Genomic DNA, 18,044 nt, shown 5'->3' on the forward strand with positions numbered 1-18,044 from the left:
TGGCGGCGCCGGCTTCCCGGGAGGGCCGCTGACTTGTAGAGTCTCTGCTGGCTCGGGCGGTTGTTCACATGGATAACCAGCCGCCCCTGCGTCACCGTCAACCATGTTTCCCGCCCGAAGAGCACGGGCCTGGGGAAACATCGGTACGTGGACGACGGCTGACGGGAGCTGATCATGGGCGCTGCCGGGATCAGGGTTAACGGACGGGATCTCGCACTGGGCGAGGTCGCGCCGCACACGAACGCGCTGGACTGGCTGCGGGAGCAGGGGCTCACCGGGTGCAAGGAAGGCTGCGGCGAGGGCGAATGCGGCGCGTGTTCGGTCCTGGTGGCGCGGCCCGGGGTGGACAGCCCGACCGAGTGGGTGGCGGTCAACGCGTGTCTGATTCCCGCGCTCGGGCTGGACGGCCAGGAAGTGGTGACCGCCGAAGGTCTCGGCAGCCCGGATGACCTGCATCCGGTGCAGCGGGAGATGGCGGTACGGGGCGGCTCGCAGTGCGGTTACTGCACGCCGGGCTTCGTGTGCAGCATGGCCGCTGAGTTCTATCGGACGGGCAGGAAGGCATGCTCGGAGGAATCGACGGCCGAACACGGCCCGAACGGCTTCGACCTGCATGCGCTCAGCGGGAACCTGTGCCGCTGCACCGGCTACCGGCCGATCCGCGACGCTGCGTACGCGCTGGGGACGCCGGATGCTGACGATCCGCTAGCCGGGCGTCGGGATGCTCCGGTGGCGCCGGCCGCGCTGACCAGCGTACGGAAGAATGAGCGGGAGTTTTTCCGTCCGGCCGCGCTGGCCGACGCTCTTGAACTGCTGCGGGAGCGGCCGGGAGCGACCGTGGTGGCGGGCTCGACCGACTGGGGTGTGGAAGTCAATCTGCGCGGGGCGCGGGCGGAGTGCGTCATCGCGATCGACCGGTTGCCCGAGCTGCGGGGGCTGACCGTGGGGGCCGAGACGATCGAGATCGGCGCCGCGCTGACGTTGAGCGAGGTGGAGCGCAAGCTGGCGGGGCGGGTGCCGCTGCTGGGCGAGCTTTTTCCGCAGTTCGCATCGCGGTTGATCCGCAACAGTGCCACGGTCGGGGGGAACCTCGGCACCGGCTCGCCGATCGGGGACCTGCCGCCGGTGCTGTTGGCGTTGGCGGCCGGCGTGGTGTTGGCCGACGCCGACGGGGAGCGGGAGGTGCCGCTCGCGGACTATTACACCGGCTATCGACGCAGCGTGCGGCGGGCGGACGAGCTGATTCGGGCGGTGCGGATTCCGCTGCCGTTGGCAGGGATCACCGCCTTCCACAAGATCGCCAAGCGGCGGTTCGACGACATCTCCAGCGTCGCCGTCGGGTTTGCGCTCGACGTGGCTGGCGGGAGCGTGGTCCGGGCGCGGATCGGGCTGGGCGGGGTGGCGGCGACGCCGATCCGGGCGAAGGACACCGAGGCCGCCTTGGCGGGGCAGCCGTGGTCCGCGGAGACCGTCACGGCCGCTGCGCAGGTGCTGCAGGGCGAGGGCACGCCATTGGACGACCATCGGGCCAGTGCCCCCTATCGGGCAGCGATGCTCGGGCAGGCCCTGCTGAAGCTGTACGCCGAGAAGGAGGTAGCCCGATGAGCGCCCTGTCCGAGCGCCCGGCGCATCCCGCAGTCGGCGTGTCCCTGCCGCACGAGAGCGCGGCGTTGCATGTCACCGGTGCGGCGCTGTATACCGACGACCTGGTTCACCGCACCAAAGACGTGCTGCATGCGCATCCCGTCCAGGTTCCCTACGCGCACGCCCGGGTCACCGCGCTGAAGACCGAGCCTGCGTTGGACGTGCCGGGTGTGGTGCGCGTGTTGACGGCGGGCGATGTGCCCGGCGTGAACGATGCCGGGGTCAAGCACGATGAGCCGTTGTTCCCCGACGAGGTCATGTTTTTCGGGCATGCCGTGTGTTGGGTGCTCGGCGAGACGTTCGAGGCGGCCCGGCTGGGGGCAGCTGCCGTCGTTGTCGAGGTGGAGCCGCTGCCGTCACTGGTGAGCCTGTCCGACGCGATCGCCGCGGAAAGCTTCCAGGGCGCCACCCCGCAGATCGTGCGCGGGGACGTGGAGGCCGGGATGGCCGGGGCCGCGCACGTGTTCAGCGGCACCTTCGAGTTCGCCGGGCAGGAGCACTTCTATCTGGAGACGCACTGTTCGCTGGCGCACGTCGACGAGGCCGGGCAGATCTTCGTGCAGAGCAGCACGCAGCACCCGTCGGAGACGCAGGAGATCGTCGCGCATGTGCTGGGGCGGGCCAGTCATGAGGTCACCGTGCAGTGCCTGCGGATGGGTGGCGGCTTCGGCGGCAAAGAGATGCAGCCGCACGGCCTGGCCGCGATCGCCGCGCTGGGTGCGACCCTGACGGGCCGTCCGGTGCGACTGCGCCTGACGCGTACGCAGGACCTCACGATGACCGGCAAACGGCACGGGTTCCACGCCGATTGGCGGGTCGGCTTCGACGCGGACGGGCGGCTGCGGGCGCTCGACGCGACGCTGACGTCGGACGGCGGTTGGAGCCTCGACCTGTCCGAGCCGGTGCTGGCGCGGGCGCTGTGCCACACCGACAACGCGTACTGGCTGCCGGACGTGCGGTTGACCGGGCGGGTCGCGCGCACCCACAAGACGTCGCAGACGGCGTTCCGCGGGTTCGGCGGGCCGCAGGGCATGCTCGTCATCGAGGACATTCTGGGCCGGTGTGCGCCGCTGCTCGGCATCGACCCGGTGGAGCTGCGGCGGCGCAACTTCTACACCGAAGGTCAGGCCACACCGTACGGTCAACCGGTTCGGCACGCGCAGCGGCTCCACCAGCTGTGGGATCAAGTGCTTGACACCGGCTCCGTCGCCGAGCGGCGGCGGGAGATCGCGGAGTTCAACGCGGGGCACCCGTACACGAAACGGGGTCTGGCCCTGACGCCGGTGAAGTTCGGCATCTCGTTCAACTTCACGGCGTTCAACCAGGCGGGCGCGCTGGTGCACGTCTACAAGGACGGCTCGGTCCTGATCAACCATGGCGGCACCGAGATGGGTCAGGGGCTGCACACCAAGATGGTGCAGGTCGCGGCCACCGCGCTGGGCATCCCGGTCGAGAAGGTTCGGCTCGCTCCCACCCGTACCGACAAAGTGCCGAACACGTCGGCCACCGCGGCCAGCTCGGGCGCCGACCTGAACGGCGGCGCGGTCAAGGACGCCTGCGACCAGATCCTCGCTCGGCTGACCCAGGTCGCCGCCACCATGCTCGGCGTCAACGCCCACGACGTGCGCATCTCGGGCGGGATCGCGCAGGGCATCGGCGCCGCCGCGGGCGTGGCCTGGGACGACCTCGTGCGCACGGCCTACTTTCAGCGCGTCCAGCTCTTCGCCGCGGGCTACTACCGCACCGAAGGCCTGCACTGGGACTCGTCCGTCATGCACGGCACCCCCTTCAAATACTTTTCGTACGGGGTGGCCGCCGCCGAAGTCGAGGTGGACGGTTTCACCGGCGCCTACCGGACCCGCCGGGTCGACATCGTGCACGACGTCGGCGACAGCCTCTCGCCACTGATCGACATCGGTCAGATCGAGGGCGGCTTCGTGCAGGGCGCGGGCTGGCTGACCCTCGAGGACCTGCGGTGGGACGAGAGCGACACCGCCGCCCGGGGCCGGTTGACCACGCAGGCGGCGAGCACCTACAAGCTGCCCAGTTTCTCCGAGATGCCCGAGGTCTTCAACGTGGCGCTGATGACCGACGCCACCGAGGACGGCGTGGTCTACGGCTCCAAAGCCGTCGGCGAACCACCCCTCATGCTGGCCCTGTGCGTCCGCGAAGCCCTGCGCGAGGCGGCCGCAGCCTTCGGCCCCGGCAACGTCACCGTCGAGCTGGCCTCGCCGGCCACGCCCGAAGCCGTGTTCTGGGCGATCGAACAGGCCCGCGCCGGAGCCGCCGACAGCCACACCACCGCTGGCGACGTCACGCCGCCGCAGCCCGGCACCGGCGCGCACCCGCTGCGGCCCGAGTCGGAACAGGTGGGTCAGGCGGTCAGCCGTGTCTGACCGCAGCTGGCTCGGCGCGGTCGCCCACCTGCGGGCGGTCCGCGAACCGGGCGTACTCGTCACCCTGATCGAGGTACGCGGCCACGCTCCCCGCGCGGCCGGTGCGAAACTCGTCGTGGGCACCACCCGAACCTGGGGCTCGATCGGCGGCGGCAACGTGGAGGCCGTCGCCATCGACCGGGCGCGGGAGCTGCTGACCGGTGGCGCCACCGTGCCGGATACGTTCACGGTGGCGCTGTCGGACAAGGCGCCGTACCAGCATGGCGTGCAGTGCTGTGGCGGCAGCGTCACCGTGCTGCTCGAGCCGCTGCCCGTCGTACCCGCGGTGGCGGTGTTCGGGATCGGCCACGTCGGCATGGAACTGGCACGGATCCTGGCTAGGCACGACCTCGACCTGCACCTTGTCGACACCCGCCCGGAGCAGCTGGCCGAGAGCCGGCTGGCGGTGCTCGCCGACGCCGTGGCAACCGTTCACGTGCATCGGGTGGCCGTACTGCCGGAGATCGTGTTGGGGGATCTGCCACCCGGCACCCACATCCTGATCATGACCCACGACCACGCCGAGGACTTCGCGCTCTGCGACGCGGTCCTGCGCGGCGGCCAGTTCGGCACGGTCGGGCTGATCGGCTCGGCGGGCAAATGGGTCCGCTTCCGCGCCCGGCTGGCCGCTCAGGGTCACGACGACGCGGCGCTGGAGCGCATCACCACCCCGATCGGACTCACCGACATCCGCGGCAAAGAACCCGCCACCATCGCCGTCAGTGTGGCGGCCGACCTGCTGCGCACGATGGAACAGGCCACCGCGCCCGTTCCCCTCACCCTGGACGCCGACTCATGACGACCCTCTTCCGTGCCCAGACCCTCGACACTCCGGACGATCCCTTCACCGGGGGAGCGCTGCGCAGCGACAGCGACGCCGGGCTGCTCGTCGAAGGTGGCGTCATCACCGACCGCGGCGCTTTCCCCGCCCTGCGGGCGAAACATCCGCACGCGGACGTGGTCGAGCTGCCCGGCGGCGTCCTGCTGCCCGGCCTGGTCGACACCCACGTGCACTTTCCTCAGGTACGCGTCATCGGCGCGCTCGGCATGCCGCTGCTCGAATGGCTGGACCGTTGTGCCCTTCCCGAGGAGTCCCGCCTCGCCGAGGTGAGCTACGCGCGGGAAGTCGCCGCCGAGTTCACCACCGCTCTCCTCGCGGCGGGCACCACCACGGCCCTGGTCTTCGGCTCCCACTTCGCGTCCGCGGTGGACACCCTGTTCGAGGCGGCCACCGCCAGCGGCCTGCGGGTCACCAGCGGCCTCGTGGTCAGCGACCGGCTGCTCCGCGACGACCTGCACACCACCGCCGAACGTGCGTACGACGAAGGCCGCGCCCTGGCCGACCGCTGGCATGGCACCGGAAACAGCCGGTACGCCGTCACCCCCCGCTTCGCGCTCTCCTGCAGCGACGATGTGCTCGCCGCGTGCGGACAACTGCACAAGGACCTGTCGGACAGCTGGTTCACCTCGCACATCAACGAAAACGTCGCTGAGGTTGCGACGGTCGGCACGCTGTTCGGCGGTGGCAGCTACCTCGACACCTACGACCGGCACGGCCTCGTCGGGCAGCGCAGCGTTCTCGCCCACAACGTGCACCCCACCGACGCCGAGCTGAAGAGGCTCGCCGCGGCAGGTGCGAGCGTGGCGCACTGCCCGACCAGCAACGCCGCGCTCGGCAGTGGCATCTTCCCGCTGCACCGCCACCTCGCCCACGGCGTGCCGGTCGCGCTGGGCTGCGACGTCGGGGCGGGCACCGGTTTCTCGCTCTTCAAGGAGGGCCTGCAGGCGTACCTCCTGCAGCGCCTCAGCGGCACCGACGGCGTCGCCCTCACCGCGGCGCACCTGCTGCACCTGGCGACTGCGGCGGGGGCACAGGCGCTGGGGCTGCGCGACCAGGTGGGCGACCTGAGCATCGGCAAGAAATTCGATGCCATGTGGGTACGCCCCCAGTCCGGCACCCCCCTCGACATCGGCATGCGGCACGCAGCCGGTCCGGACGACGCTCTGGCGAAGGTGTTCGCCCTGGGTACGCCGTACGACGTCGCCCGGGTCTGGATCGACGGCCGGCAGGTGTCCGCAAACAACTAGTTCGTCGCCCGGGGCACCCGCACGATCCGCCAGGACTCTAGGATGCAGATCCTTTGATCTTTGCCAACCGTGGAGGAACCTGGATGTCTCGGCGACTGTTCGCTGGCTTGTGCGCGGCGGGGGTGGCCGTCCTCGGCCTGACCGCTCCGGCCCGGGCCGCCGAGCCTGACGGCACTGTCGCGGTCTTCCTGGCCGACACATTGCTCGGCGTCGGCGCCAACGCCACGCTCAGCCCCGTCCTGTCTGCCGACCGGGAACTGAAGATTCGCAAGGCGGCGCTCACCTACGAGCTTTCCGGCGACCTCCCCGGGGTCAGCCTGATCAATCCGGACGAGGAGAGCTGCACCAGCGACTCGCCGACCACCATCACCTGCTCTCTGGGGTCCACGATCGATCTCGACCCCGAGGGGGGCACCGGCTACGGCGAGGTCGACCTGTCGGCCGCCGAGTCGGCCGTGCCCGGCTCCACCGGATCGGTGACGGCCACGCTTACCGCAAAGGGAATCACTCCGGTCAGCACGACTGCCGCCGTGCAAGTGCTGGAGAGTGTGGATCTTGCCGCCGGCGAGGGCAGTGAAATCAGCGCCGATCCCGGCGCCACTTTCACGGCCCGGCTCGAGGCCACCAACCTGAGCAGCACCACCATCGACGGACTCGGTGTCTACTTCGCCACGCCACCCGCGTTCGAGCCAGCGGAGCGCTACCGGAACTGCCTTTACGCCGGCGACCAGTTGCGCGGCTGCCTGTTCGACCAGTCCCTCGAGCCGGCCGCGACCGCCCAGCTGGCCATGCCGTACCGCCTGCGCAACGACACGCTCGCGCCCAGCAGCGTGGGCGGGCAGTTCCAGTGGCTGACCGCTGCAGAGTATGACGCCGTCATCGAAAAGATGTCTGCCGGAGGCACCGAATTCAGCAGCGACCCGAACGGGGCGACGCTGTCCCTGACACCCAAGCCCGCTGCCAAGCGTGCCGCGGCGGCGCAGACCGACGTCGACCCCAGCAACAACTGGCAGTACTTGTTCGTCAACGTGACCGGCACGCAGAGCACCGACATTGCGGCTCTGGGCACCACGGTCTCTGGCGCGGCGGGTGCCACGGTGCAGGCGACCGTCGGCGTACGCAACAACGGACCCGCAAGTCTGGACCGCAGCGGCGTGGGCGACCCCGCCACGGTCGCCCACGTGACCGTCCCCGCCGACAGCACGGTGACGACGGTGCCGAACGGCTGTAGCCCCGTCGATGAGTTCGACCCGCGACTCGGGTATCTCTGCCAGACCGGTTTACGGTTCCGCGTCGGTGAGTCCGTCACCTGGACGTTCGGTGTGCGCATCGACAAGGTCATGCCGGGCGCCATCGGCACGGTGGAGGCGAACCCGAAGTGCGAATGCGGCAACTTCGCCAAGGACCTGGATCTCGCCAACAACAAGGCAGAACTCGTCCTCAACCCGGTCGAAGCCCCGGCTCCGAGCACTCCAGCGACCGGCAGCCCGGCAACCGACGCTCCGGCCACGGGCCAGCCGACACCTCCCACCCCGTCGGCCAGCGCTTCTGCACCCGCGGCTGTGGTCGACACTGGCAGCGTTGCCACTCCTCGCGCCGCTGCTCCTCGTGCCGCTGGTGTCCTCGCCGTAAGTGGAGTCCGTAGTGCTCTGCCCAACACCGGTCCGGATGGCATGGCCGTGCTGCAAGCGGGCGCGCTGTTCGTGGCGGCCGGCGTGGCGATGGTGTGGCTGACGCGGCGGCGTACCACTGCCGTCTGAGCCTGACCAGAAGCGACAAGGGCGCCGATTCCAGAGTCGGCGCCCGGGGCTCCCCCAAGATCCAGCAGAGTCTAGGATGCAGATCCTTTGATCTTTGCCAGCCGTGGAGGAAACCGGATGTCTCGGCGATTGTTCGCCGGCCTGTGCGCCGCGGGGGTGGTTATCCTGGGTCTGACCACCCCGGCTCGGGCTGCCGCACCGGAGGGCACCGTCGAGGTCGCTCTGTATCACAATGCGCTCCCCGTCGGCGGCCGCGTCGCACTCAGTCCCTCACTGCAGGCTCAGCGGTCAGTGACGATTAGTAACGCGATGCTCACTTACGAGCTCTCCGGCGGCACGACCGGTGTCAGCCTGGTCGCGCCGGAATCGGAGAACTGCACCGCCGCATCGCCCACCAAGGTCACCTGTTACCAGGCAGCCACGATGAAGATCCCCCTTCCCTGGTCGGAGCGCGCCTTCCCCGAGGTCGACCTGCTGGCCGATGAGTCGGTGGTGTCGGGCTCCACCGTGACGGTGACGGCCGCGCTCATGGCGACGGGAACCCCTGCGGTCAGCGCGACCACCGATGTGCCGGTGGTGGACTATGTGGATCTCGCTGCCGGCGAGCACGGCGAGGTCAGCGTCGAGCCCGGCGGCGTTTTCACCGCCAGTTACGAGGTCACCAACGCGGGCGGGAGAACCGTCCGCGGGGTCGGCGCCGACTTCAATCCGCCACCCGAGTTCCAGTCCACGGAGCGCTACCGCAACTGCCTCTACGTCGGCGACGCGTTGCGCGGCTGCCTGTTCGACCAGATCATCGAGCCGGCTGCGACCTACCAGCTGACGGTGGCGTACCGATTGCGTAAGGACACGTTCGCGCCCAGCCGTGTGTTCGGGAACATGTCGTGGCGAACCGCCGCGTTGTACACCGACTTCATGAAGGAGGACTCTGCCGAGGGCCTCGAACTCAGCACTGACCCGAACGGAGCAGTGCTGGCCCTGACACCGAAGGTCGCTGCGCTGCCCGCGACACCGGAGGCCGCTGCCCAGAACTCCGCGGGGCCGCAGACCGATGACAGAAGCGGCAACGACGGGCAGGGCACGATCGTCAATGTGACCGGCAGGCAGAGCGCCGACATTGCGGCGGTGGGTGCCAAGGTCTCCGGCGCGGTGGGTGCCACGGTGCAGGCGACTGTCGGCGTTCGCAACAACGGTCCCGCGATCCTGATAGCCGATGGGTCCGGAATCGCTACGGTTCTCAACGTGACCATCCCCGCCGGCAGCACGGTGCGGACCAAGCCGAGAGGCTGCGATCTCTTCGACCGGGACGGCCCGCAGGTCGAGTACCGCTGCCGGACCGGTGCCCGGTTTGCCGTCGGTGAGTCCGTCACCTGGACGTTCGGTCTGCGCATCGACAAGGTCGTGACGGGTGCCGTCGGCACGGTGGAAGCTAACCCGAAGTGCGAATGCCTGAACTTCGGCGAGGACCTGGATCTCTCCAACAACAAGGCGGAGTTGGTCCTCGACTCGGTGGAAGCCACCGCTCCGAGCAGTCCGACAACCAGCATTCCGACAACCAGCAGCCCGGCCACCGACGCGCCGACCACGGGCCAACCGTCACAGGGCACCCCCACGGCCAGCGCTCCCGCAGGCGTGGCGGTGGTCAACACTGGCAGCGCCGCACCTCCTCGCGCTGCTGCTCCTCGCGCTGCTGCTCCCCACGCCGCTGCTCCTCGCGGTGCCGGTGTCGTCGCCGTGAGCGGAGTCCGTAGCGCTCTACCCAACACCGGTCCGGACGGCATGGCCGTTGTGCGTGCAGGCGCGCTGTTCGTGGCCGCCGGGGTGGCGATGGTGTGGCTGGCGCGGCGGCGTACCACTTCCGCTCAAGCCTGATCAGCGGCGACAAGGGCGCCGTTCCCACCAGGGGAGCGGCGCCCTTTGATATTTCCCGGTCAGGCTGGGGCGTGTGCGGCCAGGAATGCCTGCGCTATGGCTGAGGCCAGTTCGGCCGGGTCCTTGGCGGCCAGTGCCCGGCCGCCGGTGGCCTTCGCCATTGCGGTCAAGGCGTTCATGTCGGCGTCCGCGCCGTAGCCGACGCCCATGATGGGGACCGGGCGGGTCGGGTCCTGTGCCGCGGTCAGCTTCGCCATGAACTGCTGCTCCGGCATCGAGAAGCGGGACTGCTCGTCGCGGCCGTCGGTGAGCACCACGACGAGAGTGGCCGTGCCAGGCTTGGCTTTCGCGCGCATCGCCGCGGTGCCATCGAGCACCGTCTGATAGAGCGGGGTGCCCGCGTTCTGCGGCGGCTGGTAAGCAGAGACCATGGAGGTCAAGGCCGTACGGCGGGTCTTGCCGTCGATCGGTTCGGTGAGCGGGCCGAGGGGGAGCACTTCGGTGTGTGCGGGGCTGGCCGGGTTCTCCGTACCGAAAAACCACATGCCGATGGCCGTGTCCTCGCCGAACAGCAGGCTGGCCGCCAAGCCGGACTCGCGGAGCAGGGCCGCCTTGGTGGTGGCCTTCTTGGCTTTGTCGGTGACCGGCTGGTGCATCGAACCTGACGAGTCCACCAGCAGCAGCACCTGATAGTTCAGCTTCTTGTACTGCGACCACTGCAGCGCCGGCCCCAGCAGCTTGGCGGCGTCCGTGGGCATCGGCATCGCCTGCGGTGTCGCCTCGGTGGCGAAACCGGCGTCAGCCAGGGATTGCGGGGTGATGGCGGCTTTCAGCTTGGCGGCGAGCTCCGGCTGGGCCACCGATGGTGCGAGGGCGTACGGATAATCGGCATCGACCGCACCATCCGCCGGCGCCGCGCTGATCAGGGAGACCGGCGTTCCGTTCTGTTGTGCGGCGCGGATCTGCTGAGCGGTGGTCGGGAAGACGCCGAGTGCGTCCGCCTCCTTGACGGCCCGGGGAAGCAGGGTCGACGGGTCGACGGCTGCGTCCGTCAGCTTGCTGCGCAACGTCAACGCGCGCAGCTGGGCGATGCCCGGATCGGGCGTGGTGCGCGTCATCGCCTGGTGTACGGCGTGCACCGACAGCAGGCCGACCGTGCTGTGCAGCGGGTCGGGCATGGTGACGGCCGGAATTTGGTGCTGAGCCACGCCATCGACGAGCGCGGCCCAGGAACCGCGGCCGTCCTTGGCGTATTTCGCGGCGATCGGTTCCGGGGCGGCCAGCACAATCGGGGAGCGGGCCAGCGGCGCGCCGTCCGTCGTGTAGGCCGCACCGTCGGCGGCGGCGATGGTCAGCCAGGCGCTGCTTGACGGGATCCACACGTCGGGCTTGTGCTCGGCGGCCCGGGTGACGGCCGGTTCTTCCGCGGTGACCGCAACGGCGTAGCAGCCGTCGCCGTCCGGGCCGAGCGTCTTCGCGGCGGCCTGCACCGCCGGCGCGATTTCCGGGGCGGCCGCCACCCGCAAACCCGGTTCGGTGCAGGAGCTGCTGTTTGCGGCGGCTTCCTTCTGCTCACCGCTGACGGGCTCCCGCTGCCACCACAGCCCCACACCCGCGACACCGATCAAGAGCAGGCCCACGGCGTACGCGGTGATGAGCCGGACTGTGGAACGTTTGCGGGGCTGTGCCAAGGGCGACAGACCGAGTTCGTGCAAGGCGCGTCGTTCGGAACGTTGACGCCACACCGAGCGCAGGGCCAGGGCTGCCAGCACGCACACCACGACGGCGATCACGAGCCACCACACGGCGGTTCCGGCCATCTCTTCCTCCGCCTGCCTCAACGATCGGCGGCGGTTGGAGGCGGGTGCCTGAGCGCCGGCGACCCATAGTGGATCAAGAATGCGTGGGGCAATGTAGCAGGCGGGAGCGCACCGGATCCGGGCAGAGTGTGCAGGGAAGCGTATCGATGTCCGTGCGAACGTGGGAGTCTGCCCTCCCGCCCCCGCGCTGCGGCATCCGGCGCGGGCAGGCCGTAATGTGCTGCTCGCTGACGACAAGGGGGCGAGCATGGGAACGGGTTCGCAGCGGGCTGACCCGCCGGTCGACGGCATGCCTGTCCTGAGCGGTGTGGTGGTTCGGTGGGACGAGCGCGTTCTCGTGATCGGGGAGGCCGAGCCGGGGCTGCCAGTGGCGCAGTTCGCGCGCGAACCCGGCCGTCAGCCGGTGCTCGTGGGGGCTGCCCTCGCGGCGGCCGCCCTCATCGCGCTGCTGCGTACCCACCTGCCGCCCGGCTGCGCCTCGATCCGACTGGCGATGTCCGGCGCTGCCCGGCCCACCGACCCCATCGCCCAGACCATCGCGAACGCCCTCGACCTCGAAGTGGTAGCCCCCGACGGCACGGTCGAGCTGCTGCCCAGCGGGGTGCTCTTCGTGCACGACGGCGACGGCAGCGGCGCCTGGTGGACGTTTCGCCCCGGTGTCGAGCCGGTCCGCGGTGGCGCCCGACACCCGGCGCCGCCCTGGCAGACGTACCTGCCGCACCGGCATCCGCACCTTCCGGGGGTGACGGCCCGGTTCATCCCTGCCGGAGTGTGGCTCTCCTCGGCCGACGACCGGCCGCCCCCAGCCGACGATCCGGCGTACCGGCTCGCACCCGACGGTGCCACCCTGTCCGTCCTGGTCGGTCGGCCCGGCGGAGCCGCCCTCGACCCCGAACACCTCGCCCGGTACGTCCTGGCACTGGCACCCGACGCCCGCCGTTACCTGACCCTCGTGCCGTACGGCCCCGGCGGTGCCGCCGTCGACGCCGTGGTCGACTGGCTGCTCGCCGAAATAGACACCGTCGTCGACATAGTCGCAGGTCCAGCCGCCCCGACCAGCGCCGGCGGCACGACCCGAGCGGTTCTGGACGACCTCGGCCGGCCGGCCTGGCGCCCCTTCGCCGAACGAGTCGCGTACGCCGTCGGCAAACAGCCCCGAGTCACCGAAGCCCACCCGCCAGTCCCGGGCCTGCCAGCGCTCGAACCGGCGGCCTGGCGGATCAATCAGGACTGGGCGGTCGAAGCGGTCCGGTGTGGCCTGTGGCTGCGCGAAATCGCGGTCGGCAGCACCGAACCAGCCGCACGCTCCCTACCCGCGGACCCCACCCGGCTGCTGCTGGTGGTCGGCTCCGCGCAGGCGCCGACACCCGCCGACCCGGTGTGGTCCCTCGTCACGAAACTGGTGACCTGGCTGCCCGCCGATGCCCGCGACCGGGTCCAACTCGCGGTGCCGGCCTCCCCGCCGAACCAGCCGCAGCATCTCCCGCCGGCCGCCCTCGCCGACCCCTACGGCCCGGTTCTCCTGGTCAACCCGTCCCCGCCGACCTCGGCCGCCCTCCCACCCGTCCCCGACGCTGCTCCAGGCGAGTCTGTTCCCGCCGGGCTCGCTCGTTCGGAGCCTGCCCTGCTCGGGTCGACAACGACCGGCACCGCATTGTCCGTGATCGCTGATGGCGGCGCCGTTTTGGGGCCGGCACAGATCGCCGCGGACCACCGTAGTACCGATGCGGAACGGCAAGCGCTCCGGGACTGGCTGGGGTCGCAATACGACGCGGAGGCGCGGGTTGTGGCGAATGTTCTCACCGAGCGTCCAGGCCTGCGGAATTCGGCGGCGGCTGAGCACCCCGACACCCTCGTCACCGACCTGGTCGCGGTGTCGGTCGCGGCCGCGCTCGGTCCGGCTGCGCTCGGTGCCGGCCCGGAGCCGCTGCAGGCGTGCCTGGTCAGTGGCTTGCGGCGGCTACCCACCCACGTCGGCCTCCTCCTTGCCGACTGGGGCGCGGAGGCGGGCCCCCTCGATGGTGGCCCCGGCACCACCTTCACGACGACCGTGCCGCTTGCCGCCTCCGTGCCGATGCCGGACTTCGAGATCACCGCGGTGGTGTGGTCCCTGACGGCTCGCCGCATCGACCTGCTCACTAACGGTGACGAGGCGGTGTTCGTCGCCGGCACCACATTCCGCGTTCTCGACGTGGTGACCACGGCTGTGGGCGTACGAGTGGCTTACCTTCGCGAGTTGGCCCTGGGCGCGTCGCCGGACCCGGCCGACCCGGAAAGCGCTGCCGTGGACGCCCGAATCCTCGCCCGCCTGTCAGCCGCCGCTGTCGAGGTTCCAGGTCTGACCTGATTCTGCCTCGCCTGGCGGTCACCGGCCGGCACGCGCAACGCCAGTTCGGCGAGGCGTGCCGACACCGGGAACCAGTCTGCTCGACGTGCTCCGATACGCGCGTGGTGCTGTCAGCCGGCGTCGCGGGCGGCCAGGGAGTGGACGATTTCCGCGCAGGCCAGCTGCCAGGCGCGCCGGGTCGGTACGGAGACCTGGTCGAAGGTCATCCGGCCGCCCGCGCGGATCAGCGGGTCGAACGGGACGACCATGACCTTGCGGACCACCTGCTGGTAGCGGGCGACCACGTCGTACAGAAGCTGCATGTCGGTGCTGGGGTCGGCGCAGGAGACGATGGCGACCGCGTTGGACACCAGGTCGGCCCGGCCGATCTTCGTGAGGTGGTCCAGCATCCACAGGCCGGTGTCGGCGGTGTCGCTCTGCACCGTGGTCGGCACGATCAGGCAGTCGGCGGCTTCGGTGGCCGCGCGCCAGTTGGCGGCTCGGACGTTGTTGCCGGTGTCCACCACCATGACCCGGTAGAACCGGCTCAGCGCCTCGCGGAGCTGGGCGAAGGCCCGGTCGTCGATCATCTCCATCCGGCCGGGGACTTCGTCGGAAGCCAGCACGTCGAAGTGCGCGCTCTGCGGGCGTAGGTATCCGGCCAGCGAGCCTACGCTTGCCTGGGCCTGCAGGAACCGGTCGATGTTGTGCAGCAGGTCGACGACGGTGTGGTCGTGGTGGCTGACTTCGGCGCGGAGCCCCAGCGTGCCCCGTGTCTCGTTGTTGTCCCAGGCCAGCGTGTATCCACCGCGGTGGTTTCCGAGGGTGGCAGCGGCCATGAGCGTGCTCGGTGTTTTTGCCGCGCCGCCCTTCGGGTTGGCGACCACAATGGTCATCGTGCGGCTGAACGGGCGCAGGAGTTGGCGCCGCGCGGCCCGGTGTTTCAGTTCTTCGGCGGTGGCTGGCAGGCGGACCGGGCCGCCGATCAGCCGGTTGGCGCGTCCGCGCCAGCCCCAGCGGGCCGCAGGCTCCTGCACCGCTGCAGTGCCGGCCGGAGGGCCGGTCTCCGCGGAGCCAGTGGTCAGCCGGGGCGGTCCTGAAGGCGTGGCAGGCGAAGCCGCTGCGGCTGGCACGACGGCACCCACCGGGCCGGTGAATGCTGCAGGAACCGGCGGCGCAGGAACCGGTGGCCCGGTGACGGTCGCTGCGTTTCGCGTCGTGGGCTGGTCGGGCGATGCCGGGGTGGTGCCTGCTCTCTCGGAATGCGGGGCTGCAGGCGGTGCGGGGGGACCGGCGGACGGCGTGCTGCGCGTCGCGTCGAGGGTGGACGGAAGCGCCGGAGCCAGGGTGGGGCGGGCGAAGCGGGGGTGCTCCGGGCCGGTCCGGGGTGCGGGGGTGCCGGGCTGTGGGGCGACGTCGCCGGGTGTCTGCGGGTGGTCTGGATCGAGCGTCATCGTGAGTCGCGTTCCCGGCTGGTCAGGGGATGAGCAGAGGGGTGGAATGGCTGGAGCGCAGGGCTGCGCGGTCGCGGGTGAGCGTATCTCACGTCTGCGTCTCGGCTCGGGCGTGCGATCCGGCTGGGGGAATGGGGGGTAACGAAGAGTGCGCGACCTGACCACAGTGTCGGGTAGCTGACAGCTATAGATCAACATTGATCTGTGTGGCGCCTGCTCCCGTATCCCCGGCAGAACGGACGGACCGGGAGGAATTGATCATGAGTGGAGCACGGCGCGCGGCGATCGTGGTGGCGGTTCTGGCCCTGGCGGCAAGCGGCTGTTCGAGCGGCGGGTCGGACAGCGATGACAGCTATCGTCCCCCGGACACCAGTTCGGCGACGACCTCGACCAAACGGGCGACGCCGCAGACGGAAGCAACCGCGACCCGGCGGGTGACACCGCAGACGGAGGCAGCGGTCGCGCAGCCGCCCAAGCCACAAGGCACAGTGCCCCGCGGTGCGTTGGGCATCTGGGTTGGTGGGCTGGGCAGCAAGTCGGACTTCACGTTTATCGTGGTATCCAAGGGCCAGTACCAACTGGAGCATCGTGCCACCCCGGCCATCCCCGCCTTCGTCGAGCAGGGCTGGGTCGTCGGGGACGGTGACGAGTTGCTGCTGCGACCGGTCAACGCTCGGGGCATCAACGCGCGCGAGCGTACGGTCAGCTGGTTTCGGCAACCCAACTCCGTGGGCCTGGACCTGCTCGTGATCGGCGACCCGGTGTTCGGCGAGCTCGACTACGTCCGGGACGACTCGTGAGGCGGGCGAGCGCGGCCGTGGTCCTCGTCCTCGGCCTGCCCGGCTGTGGCCTACTCGACGAACCGGCCGGTCCGAGTCCCACGGTCGTCCACACCACCGAGGCAACGAAAACGGCCGCGCCGACCGAGAAAGCAGCGGTCATCCCGGACGCATTGACGTCGGCGGTGTGGACGCGGGCCACCGCCACGATGGAGGTCGACCTGAAGATCCTGCCGGATGGCCGGTACCGCAGCGTCGAGATCTACTCGCCGGTCGAATCGGGCGGGATCTACCAGCTGCAACGGGTCGAGGACGGCCAAGCGCAGGTCTCCGGGGACCGGCTGCGGCTGGTCGGCCGGACCGCCACCGAGAAACGTACGGCCGAAGACGACCCGGGCGGCAACTACGAGCGACCGTCGGGCACCCGGACCGGCACCTACGACTGGCGGGTCGACGGGGACCGGCTGCACCTCACCGATGCCAACGGCGACGCCGCCGTGTTCACCCGCACGACGGCCTGATGCGCCCGCGGGGCGGTTTCGGTGGCCCGCGCGGGGCGATCCAGCTCGCCTGTCTGGTGGCCGCCGCCGGGCTGACCGGGGTCGCCGCGCTCGCCTTCAGCGACGCCAACAGCTCCTGGCAGGACGGGGTACGCCTGGAGGAGGCCCGCTCTGCTGCCATTCAGGAGCAGGTGCGCGCGATCTACGGCGACGAAGCACCGGCAGCCGTCCGCATCATCATGGACGAGCGACTCGCAGCCCGTCTCACCGCAGCCGACCCCCTGGCCCGTTCACAGCAGAAAGCCAGCGCCGATGCGGCCGAAGCCATGCGTGGCGCCTACGCCACGCTGTTGCCGAAGAGTCTGGCTGCGGTGGGCGGCGAGGACGTCATCGGCCGGTTGCGCACCCTGCACGCCGAGGAGCCACCACCGCCCAACCCTGAACCGCAGGTGCGCGCGGGCGACGCCGCGGCCCGACGCGGCGGCCTGTTCGGTGCCGGCGCGATCGTCCTCAGCCTCGTGCCGGCGCTGCTAGCGCTGCGCCGCCGCGGCCGGCACCGCGCCGAGTCGAAGGCTGCCGAGTTGCTCCCGCAGCCCGGTCAGGAGCCGGACTCCCGGCGCAGGCCGGCACTGATCCACCTGGCTTTGTGGCTGCTCGCCGCGGCGGTGCCAGTGACCCAGCTGGCGTTGAGCGCCGAGGAGCAACGGTCGCAGGGTGCCGCAGCCCGGCACGCCGCACGGCTCACCACCGACATCGCTGCCGGCAATGCGCGTACCCAATTCGGCACTCAGGCTCGGCAGTCCGCGCGCGAGTGGGGCGTCCGGGCGGAGGGCCGTCGGGCGGATGCTGCGGCGAGCGAACGTGGGGTGGCCGATGCCGAGGATCAGGCTGCCGTCGAGGTGGAGGCGATCGTGCTGGCGATGGCCCGCCCGCCGGTTGCCGCCGACGGCTTGGATCCGCGGATGGCGACGGCGCTGGCGTCCGAACCGGCGAACTGGGCCGCGAGCTTAGCCGCTGAGCGGGACGAGGTGGAACGTGCGAACCGCTGGGGCGACCGCTCGAACAACGCGATCGTGCTGGTCGCGCTGCTGGCCGGCGTGGCCTACGGCATCGTGTTGCTCCGCGAACGGATCGCGGTGCCACCACCGCAACCGGTCCCGGCAACGTCCGACCCGCCGGAGCCCTCGGACGCATCGGCGCCCTCGGACGCATCGGAACCCTCTGAGCGGCCGAAGCGTTCAATGCGGTCCGGGCGGGTGGACCCGGCGTCGCGGGTTGCGCTTCTGGTCATCGCCAGTGTTGCTGGCGTTTGTGCCGCAGTCGTATGCGCCCGCCACCACAAGGGGCGGTGAGCTGCGGAGTCAGA

At 70.5% G+C, this 18,044-nt stretch carries 12 protein-coding genes; 10 read left to right on the forward strand and 2 right to left on the reverse strand.

Going from position 1 to position 18,044, the window contains the following annotated elements; translation table 11 throughout:
- Positions 1-174: 174 nt before the first annotated feature.
- From ACIA1L_RS25475 to ACIA1L_RS25500, 6 genes are all read left to right on the forward strand, one after another.
- A complete protein-coding gene (locus ACIA1L_RS25475; protein ID WP_396075432.1) occupies positions 175-1,605 on the forward strand; it encodes a xanthine dehydrogenase small subunit in 1,431 nt (476 codons plus the stop codon).
- Positions 1,602-4,040, forward strand: a complete 2,439-nt coding sequence (gene xdhB / locus ACIA1L_RS25480) for a xanthine dehydrogenase molybdopterin binding subunit (RefSeq protein ID WP_396075433.1) — start codon at positions 1,602-1,604, stop codon at positions 4,038-4,040. Before ACIA1L_RS25475 ends, xdhB begins: the two co-directional genes overlap by 4 nt.
- Entirely contained in the window at positions 4,033-4,878 is an 846-nt protein-coding gene (gene xdhC, locus ACIA1L_RS25485) for a xanthine dehydrogenase accessory protein XdhC (RefSeq protein ID WP_396075434.1), read from the forward strand. The genes xdhB and xdhC overlap by 8 nt, the downstream gene beginning before the upstream one ends.
- Positions 4,875-6,167: a guanine deaminase gene (locus tag ACIA1L_RS25490; protein ID WP_396075435.1), complete on the forward strand. Its 1,293-nt coding sequence runs from the start codon at positions 4,875-4,877 to the stop codon at positions 6,165-6,167. Before xdhC ends, ACIA1L_RS25490 begins: the two co-directional genes overlap by 4 nt.
- Before the next feature lie 83 nt (positions 6,168-6,250).
- Positions 6,251-7,927, forward strand: coding sequence for an LPXTG cell wall anchor domain-containing protein (locus tag ACIA1L_RS25495; protein ID WP_396075436.1), 1,677 nt, complete (start codon positions 6,251-6,253; stop codon positions 7,925-7,927).
- A 117-nt stretch (positions 7,928-8,044) separates the two neighbouring features.
- Positions 8,045-9,799: a hypothetical protein gene (locus ACIA1L_RS25500; protein WP_396075437.1), complete on the forward strand. Its 1,755-nt coding sequence runs from the start codon at positions 8,045-8,047 to the stop codon at positions 9,797-9,799.
- 59 nt (positions 9,800-9,858) lie between these two features.
- Here the strand turns inward: ACIA1L_RS25500 and ACIA1L_RS25505 are convergent, their stop codons facing one another.
- Positions 9,859-11,619 (reverse strand): substrate-binding domain-containing protein, encoded by a 1,761-nt coding sequence (locus tag ACIA1L_RS25505; RefSeq protein ID WP_396075438.1) that lies wholly within the window; start codon positions 11,617-11,619, stop codon positions 9,859-9,861.
- A 247-nt stretch (positions 11,620-11,866) separates the two neighbouring features.
- On the opposite strand from ACIA1L_RS25505, the gene ACIA1L_RS25510 reads away from it, so the two are divergent.
- Positions 11,867-13,966 carry a hypothetical protein gene (locus tag ACIA1L_RS25510; RefSeq protein WP_396075439.1) on the forward strand — a complete coding sequence of 700 codons (2,100 nt, stop codon included), beginning with the start codon at positions 11,867-11,869 and terminating at the stop codon, positions 13,964-13,966.
- Positions 13,967-14,076: 110 nt separating this feature from the next.
- Here the strand turns inward: ACIA1L_RS25510 and ACIA1L_RS25515 are convergent, their stop codons facing one another.
- Positions 14,077-14,982 (reverse strand): MinD/ParA family protein, encoded by a 906-nt coding sequence (locus ACIA1L_RS25515; RefSeq protein WP_396075440.1) that lies wholly within the window; start codon positions 14,980-14,982, stop codon positions 14,077-14,079.
- A gap of 677 nt (positions 14,983-15,659) precedes the next feature.
- Here ACIA1L_RS25515 and ACIA1L_RS25520 point away from each other — a divergent pair.
- From ACIA1L_RS25520 to ACIA1L_RS25530, 3 genes are read left to right on the forward strand one after another with little or no spacing between them, the layout of a single operon-like run.
- Positions 15,660-16,199 carry a hypothetical protein gene (locus ACIA1L_RS25520; RefSeq protein WP_396075441.1) on the forward strand — a complete coding sequence of 180 codons (540 nt, stop codon included), beginning with the start codon at positions 15,660-15,662 and terminating at the stop codon, positions 16,197-16,199.
- Positions 16,196-16,699 (forward strand): hypothetical protein, encoded by a 504-nt coding sequence (locus ACIA1L_RS25525; protein WP_396075442.1) that lies wholly within the window; start codon positions 16,196-16,198, stop codon positions 16,697-16,699. Before ACIA1L_RS25520 ends, ACIA1L_RS25525 begins: the two co-directional genes overlap by 4 nt.
- Positions 16,699-18,030, forward strand: a complete 1,332-nt coding sequence (locus tag ACIA1L_RS25530; protein WP_396075443.1) for a hypothetical protein — start codon at positions 16,699-16,701, stop codon at positions 18,028-18,030. Before ACIA1L_RS25525 ends, ACIA1L_RS25530 begins: the two co-directional genes overlap by 1 nt.
- Positions 18,031-18,044 lie beyond the last annotated feature (14 nt).

The sequence above is a fragment of the Actinoplanes sp. NPDC051859 genome, assembly GCF_044452725.1.
GTDB lineage: Bacteria > Actinomycetota > Actinomycetes > Mycobacteriales > Micromonosporaceae > Actinoplanes.

Excerpts from the sequence above, each read along its gene's own strand:
- ACIA1L_RS25475 (WP_396075432.1), top strand. The coding sequence starts at position 175 with ATGGGCGCTGCCGGGATCAGGGTTAACGGACGGGATCTCGCACTGGGC.
- xdhB (WP_396075433.1), top strand. The coding sequence starts at position 1,602 with ATGAGCGCCCTGTCCGAGCGCCCGGCGCATCCCGCAGTCGGCGTGTCC.
- ACIA1L_RS25490 (WP_396075435.1), top strand. The coding sequence starts at position 4,875 with ATGACGACCCTCTTCCGTGCCCAGACCCTCGACACTCCGGACGATCCC.
- ACIA1L_RS25495 (WP_396075436.1), top strand. The coding sequence starts at position 6,251 with ATGTCTCGGCGACTGTTCGCTGGCTTGTGCGCGGCGGGGGTGGCCGTC.
- ACIA1L_RS25500 (WP_396075437.1), top strand. The coding sequence starts at position 8,045 with ATGTCTCGGCGATTGTTCGCCGGCCTGTGCGCCGCGGGGGTGGTTATC.
- ACIA1L_RS25505 (WP_396075438.1), bottom strand. The coding sequence starts at position 11,619 with ATGGCCGGAACCGCCGTGTGGTGGCTCGTGATCGCCGTCGTGGTGTGC.
- ACIA1L_RS25510 (WP_396075439.1), top strand. The coding sequence starts at position 11,867 with ATGGGAACGGGTTCGCAGCGGGCTGACCCGCCGGTCGACGGCATGCCT.
- ACIA1L_RS25520 (WP_396075441.1), top strand. The coding sequence starts at position 15,660 with ATGAGTGGAGCACGGCGCGCGGCGATCGTGGTGGCGGTTCTGGCCCTG.
- ACIA1L_RS25530 (WP_396075443.1), top strand. The coding sequence starts at position 16,699 with ATGCGCCCGCGGGGCGGTTTCGGTGGCCCGCGCGGGGCGATCCAGCTC.